Source organism: Oceanisphaera sp. (assembly GCF_052084945.1).
Classification (GTDB): domain Bacteria; phylum Pseudomonadota; class Gammaproteobacteria; order Enterobacterales; family Aeromonadaceae; genus Oceanimonas.
On the sequence record NZ_JBQDEX010000133.1, the window covers coordinates 1 to 6294 of the forward strand.

4 protein-coding genes are annotated in these 6294 nt (G+C 46.5%); 2 read left to right on the top strand and 2 right to left on the bottom strand.

Annotated features, from left to right (window positions below):
* Window positions 1-136 precede the first annotated feature (136 nt).
* Together ACTHY5_RS10680 and ACTHY5_RS10685 are read right to left on the bottom strand one after the other, a co-directional pair.
* Window positions 137-2050 carry a methyl-accepting chemotaxis protein gene (locus ACTHY5_RS10680; protein ID WP_441879471.1) on the bottom strand — a complete coding sequence of 638 codons (1914 nt, stop codon included), beginning with the start codon at window positions 2048-2050 and terminating at the stop codon, window positions 137-139.
* Between the two features lie 211 nt (window positions 2051-2261).
* A complete protein-coding gene (locus tag ACTHY5_RS10685) occupies window positions 2262-3113 on the bottom strand; it encodes a DUF2797 domain-containing protein (RefSeq protein WP_441879473.1) in 852 nt (283 codons plus the stop codon).
* Window positions 3114-3292: 179 nt separating this feature from the next.
* On the opposite strand from ACTHY5_RS10685, the gene ACTHY5_RS10690 reads away from it, so the two are divergent.
* Window positions 3293-4960: a methyl-accepting chemotaxis protein gene (locus ACTHY5_RS10690; RefSeq protein WP_441879475.1), complete on the top strand. Its 1668-nt coding sequence runs from the start codon at window positions 3293-3295 to the stop codon at window positions 4958-4960.
* Window positions 4961-5103: 143 nt separating this feature from the next.
* Window positions 5104-6168 (top strand): AI-2E family transporter, encoded by a 1065-nt coding sequence (locus tag ACTHY5_RS10695; protein ID WP_441879476.1) that lies wholly within the window; start codon window positions 5104-5106, stop codon window positions 6166-6168.
* Window positions 6169-6294: the final 126 nt, after the last annotated feature.

The following is a 6294-nucleotide window of genomic DNA, read 5'->3' on the forward strand; positions in this document are numbered from 1 at the left end:
TGTTCTTCCGTGGATTCCGTGGCGAAAAATTTTGATCAGTTAGTTTTACAGATTGGTATAACTTATAAAAATGACTCCGACCCCTTTTCATAAAAAAGCCGAACACTAAGTTCGGCTTTTTTATTACATAAGTCACTTATTGGATTTTAAAACGCCCTACTAACGATTGTAATTGCGTTGCCAACACAGACAGCTCTTGGCTGGCTTGGGCGGTTTGCCCAACCGACAATTCACTTTGCTCAGCAATATCGCTGATAGTGTTAATGCTACGGTTGACATCTTCCGCCACATGAGACTGCTCTTCGACTGCGGCAGCTACCTGGGTATTCATATCGTGTATGGCATCTACAGAAGACTTTATATCAGTTAAGCGCTCGGCAGTGATATTAGCATCAGTCACTGCTGAGTCAGTTTTAAGACGATTTCTGTCCATTACAGCCACCACATTGTGGGTGCTGTTTTGAATATTTTCGACTATTTTTTCAATTTCAACAGTGGAGTCTTGGGTGCGCTGGGCAAGGTTTCTCACTTCGTCAGCCACCACGGCAAAGCCACGTCCCTGTTCACCAGCCCGGGCGGCTTCTATGGCCGCATTCAATGCCAGTAAATTGGTTTGTGCGGCAATGTTACCTATCACCTCTAGCACTTGGCCAATATCGTTACTCTGCTGTTCTAGCTCTTGAATAGTCAATGACGCGGCCATCACTTCGTCTGCCAGCTCACCAATAGTGGACACATTGTGTGATACCGCTTGGCGCCCTTGCTCTGTGGTTTGAGTGGTACTTTCGGCGGTGTCGGCTGCACTATTGGTGTTACCCGCTATTTCTTGAATAGAGACCGTCATTTGATGCATGGCGGTGGCCACTTGTGTGGTTTGGTCGCGCTGTGCTTGAGCGCCTTGCTTACCTTGGTTAGCAATGTGCGACAACTCTTCAGTAGCGGTGGCCATTTGATTAGTCGCGTCAGAAACTTGGCTAATAAGATGCTGCACTTTACCAACAAACGCATTATATTCTTTGGCTAAGTCACTGAGTTCATCGTTACCACTTTCATCCAATCTACGGGTTAAATCTCCTTCGCCTTCGGCAATATTATGCAAGTTAGCCACGGTAATACGCAGCGGCTTACAAATACTTTGTGCCAACCAGTAGGCCATAAGCAAGGCAATTAAAATAGCCACCACCGACATCACAATCACAAAGCGGCGCGTGCTGATAATGTTGTCAGCATAAAAACTGCGATCCATTGCCAGCTCGATAACGGCAATCGGCTCACCAGAAAAACCATCTATATTATGAGTGAGTGTGGCATAGGGCGTGTTGTTATGCTGTTGTCTTCCTAGCACAAACTCCCCCTGCCAGCCTGATAGAATATCGGCATTACCAACCAAGCTATTGCCACTAATGGTGCTGGCGAGGGTTTCAACTTGGTTACCTTTGACGGCATGAATGGCAATACCAGCACCAAACTCTTCGCTAAAACGTGTAGCAAAGCCTTGAGCAAGATTCAGACCAAACTCAATCGAACCTAGGTGTTTACCTTGATAATGCATCGGCGATAACCCACGAATACCAATACCCGCAACGCCACCATCTAGGCCTCGCACTGGCGACTGGGTACGGTTAGTGGCTACGATTGTAGGCCGTAACTGGCTTAGATCGTCGCCGTATTTTTCTAATTTATGCAGGCGTAAAAAAGAGGTGGCAGGAGCAGTATGAAACTGAAATTGTGCCACACCATAATGCTGCTGCAATTGTGTAAACACCGGCTGAAACTGCTCCACTAGCCCTTGGCGATCCTGGGCGGCTAATTTAGCTTGCACACTTGGCTGCTCTGCCACAATGCGGCTCATGGCTTCGGCAAAAAAGGTTTGGCTTTCTAATTGAGCGTTGGCGGCACCCAAGAGGCTTTGTAGCTCACGTTTTTCTGCTTGTTCAATAATGCGATTAGCATTGGCCAAGTAAAACAGTGCCATAATAACCACTGTGATCGCCACTAAGCCGCCAAAGCCAATGGCTAGGCGGGTTCCTATGTTTAAACGTCTGAGCACCTGCAACTTCCTTAGAACTAATATAAGAATAAGCTTCTTTGGGAGGCGAAACTTTAATCAAAGCCCGAGTGAAATGCTAGGGTTTATTAAGGCAATTTAACTGAAAGACTCATATCGGTCCGACTTTTATAGTGCATTTAATAATATTAATCAGTGTAACCATCTAGCATTATGCCAACCTTATAGGTTGGCTAACCCAGACGATACCTAGTTACTGGCTAAAGCTTACTTCATAGCCGGTAAATTTACGCAGGTTGATCACGCCGGTGTCGAGTATGAGATATTGGCCTTTAATACCCATGAGTACGCCTGATACTGCTGGGTTTTTATCAAAGTTGTGACTGGTAATTTTGCTCGGATATTCCAATACCGGAAAATGTAAATCCACTATCGGCTCGTCTAGTAGGCTAATGGCGTGTTCACCGTGCTGCACTTGTAATTCGGCGATGGTTTGCTGTATTTCGGGTAACAAACGCGCTGCTTCGGCTTTGAGATCAATATCTGCCTCGCCACCTTTTAGCATGGTGCGCCAATTGGTTTTATCCGCCACCATTTTAGCCAAGGCAATTTCTACCAACCCAGACAGCTGACGCGTAGCGACACGTAAAATAGGCACGGCTTGGGTGGCACCTTGGTCAATCCAACGGGTAGGCACCTGAGTATGACGAGTAATACCCACTTTTAAGCCAGAAGTGTTGGCGAGATAAACAATGTGATCCACCATGCAGTGCTGTTCGCCCCATTCAGGCTCGCGACAGGTGCCGGCTGCATAGTGACAGGTTTCGGGCTTCATAATACACATGTCACACCGAGCCAAGGTTTTCATGCACGGAAAGCAATGACCTTGTGCGTAACTTTTGTTGGTTTTTCTACTACATGCGCTGCAATAAATATTACCAGTATGAGTGAGGGTAATGGATTGCCCTAAGCGCGCGCTCAGGTCAATTCTATGTTCACCTAAGGCCAGTTGGTAGCTAATGGGGTCAGCCAGTTGTGCAGGCATTTTAATTAAGGTGCCAGTCACGGGATGTTCGTCTTGAAGTGGGACAGTGCTATTGCTCATGGGTTTATGTTTTTAGTGTAGTGAGGAGTGTGTTGGCAATATTAACAGCAGCAGCCTAACAACGCACTTCACAAGGGACAGCAGAAAAACAGGCTGTGCTTTATTAATCTAGATCAATGACATTTGACATACAAAATGATACAAGATTGTAAACAATCATTAACACTTCGAGATCTGTGATGAATCGACTTTCTATTAGACAAAAAATATTGTTGCTGGCGTTACTGCCTCTGCTATTACTGGCGGCGGTAAGTACTTGGGTAAACGTGAATCAGTCGTTGCGTCTTAAGCAGTTGAGTAGTGACAGTTTACACAGCTCGCTCACTGATGCTCGCAAACAACAATTGTCTAACTATATAGAGTTGGCCATTACCGGCATTGCTCCATTGCTAAAACGTGGTGATATTGCCGCCGCTAAGGCGCAATTACGCCAGCTGCGCTTTGATGAAGGCACAGGTTACTTTTTTGTTTATGACACCCAAGGCATGCAAGTGGTGAGTGCCGATAACCCGGCACGAGAAAATAACAACTACTTAGACTCTACCAGCCCAGATGGCCGACATTTAGTACAAGAGTATGTAGCGCTGGGCGAACAAGGCGGTGGTAACATTGAGTACCATTGGCCTAAGCCAGACACCCAGCAAAATGCCCCTAAACTTGCGCACATTACCCCTATTCCAAATACTGACTGGCTGCTAGGCACAGGGTTTTATGTCGATGATTTAGAAGCCACAGTGGCGCAGTTAGAACAAGAGATTTCTGACTCTGTTATGCAGGGCCTGATAAACTCAGGCTTATCTGCTACTGCTTTATTAGTGCTTATTGCGGCTTTGGCACTGCTGCTGGTGCGCACTATTCACGCCCCACTGCGCCAAGCGGTATCGACCATGCAAGATATTGCCCAAGGCGAAGGGGATTTAACCCGTCGCCTTAATAGCGAACAAGGCCATGAACTTGGGTTGCTGGCCTCTTCATTTAATCAGTTTGCTGGTCAAATTAGTGGCTTAATACAAAATACCCGCCAATCAGCTGATACTTTGCAACAAGCCAGTGATCAGTTACAGCAATTTATGACAGAAACTGAAACAGGGATTGCACGCCAAGATCATGAAAGTGACCAGCTTGCCACCGCCATGAATCAAATGTCGGCCACCGCGCAAGAAGTCGCGTCAAGCGCGGCACGGGCGGCAGAAGCAGCACAGCAAGCCGAAGATCAGGTCACCGATGCCCAGCAACTGTTGCAAGGCACCATAGCCGTGATTAATGGGCTAGAAGACCAGATTGTGAACGGCGTTGATATTATTCAGCGGTTAGGCACAGAGTCTGAGCAAATTGGCACTGTGCTTGATGTGATCCGTGATATTGCTGAACAAACCAACTTATTAGCGCTAAACGCGGCCATAGAAGCCGCCCGTGCTGGCGAACAAGGTCGTGGCTTTGCGGTGGTAGCCGATGAAGTACGTAACTTGGCTGGACGCACCCAAACCAGCACCGCAGAAATTGATGACATGATCACTCGCTTACAACAAGGCGCTCAAGAGGCCGTACATGCCATTGAGTATATACGTGAAGGCAGTGCCAATACCGTTTCTGAAGCAAAGCGTATCGATGGTGCGCTACATAGCGTAAGCGATGCGGTTAATACCATTAATAGTATGAATGAACAAATTGCCAGTGCCGCTGAAGAGCAAACCCAAGTATCAGAAAGTATTAATGTGAATGTGCATCAAATAGTGGCCATTAGTGAGCAAACTAACTCAGGCTCACGGGCTGCTAGCGATACCAGTAAGCAAGTAGGAGAGCTAGCCACTCACTTACAGCAATTAGTGGGCCGTTATCAAACATAGTTGGTAACGTTAAGCTTTAAACAATGATTGTTAGCTATTGCGTCAACACGGATGTTGGCGCAAATGATTTGCCGCTTGCTCAATAGTCAATTACCTTACCCTTCCTTATGATGTTTCAGATTGCTACTTAGGATGCTAACGCTATGCGTGAAAAACTCGAGCAACGCTCTTTTCTGTTTATTTTATTATTAGTCAGTTTGTTGTTCGTATTGCTGCTTAAGCCATTTTGGGGTGCGATCTTTTGGGCTTGTGCCATTAGCGTTATCTTTAACCCACTACAAGAACGACTACGAAAGCACCTTGGGGATAAACCTAATCGATTAGCTTTGCTCACTTTGCTGATTTGCTCAGTGATTGTCGTATTACCTATTATATTGATTTCTATCGCTTTTATTCAAGAAGGCTTATCGTTATATCAACGCATTGAAGCTGGCGAAATTAACCCCTCTGAATGGGTCGAACAAGTGCAAAACGCCTTTCCCGTAGTGCCGGAGTTTTTCGAACGCTTAGGTATTGATCTGGGCAACATTCGCGAGACTATTTCTAAGGGCGCCGTTTCCACCAGTAAAGTCATGGCAGAGAAAGCGCTGGGGGCCGGGCAAATTACCTTTAGCTTTATAATTAGTGTCGCTTTAATGCTGTACTTAACTTTTTTCTTACTGCGTGATGGCCGCCAGTTAATAGAATTAATGGTCAAGGCTTTGCCCTTGGGCGACGCCCGAGAGCGCAAGTTATTTACTAAATTTTCAGAAGTGACCCGCGCAACGGTAAAAGGCAATATTGTAGTAGCCATGGTACAAGGCGCATTAGGTGGCTTTATTTTTTGGGCTTTGGGGCTTCCTGGCTCCTTACTGTGGGGGGTGGTGATGGCCTTTTTATCGCTCATACCTGCCGTGGGTGCAAGCTTGGTATGGTTACCGGTTTCTTTGTATTTATATGCCACAGGGGAATGGGTAACGGCGTCAATACTGGTGGCGTTTGGTGCTGTGGTGATTGGTTTGGCCGATAACGTGCTGCGCCCATTACTGGTGGGGCGAGATACTAAGCTCCCCGATTATTTGGTGTTATTTTCCACGTTAGGCGGCATTAGCTTGATGGGTATTAATGGTTTTGTGATTGGCCCATTGGTCGCGGCGCTGTTTTTAGTGGTATGGGATATTTTTATGCGCGAGTTTAATGATGCCGATCCGTACGAAGAGCTGCCGTAAGCTTTCAGCTGTTCAGTTTTGGTCCCATAAATTGGACCCTACACAAGATAAACCTGACAACTGCATAACCCACAATAAAACCCACTCCACCTTGTTGAGCGCTGCAAACACCAGCCTGCCGATCCC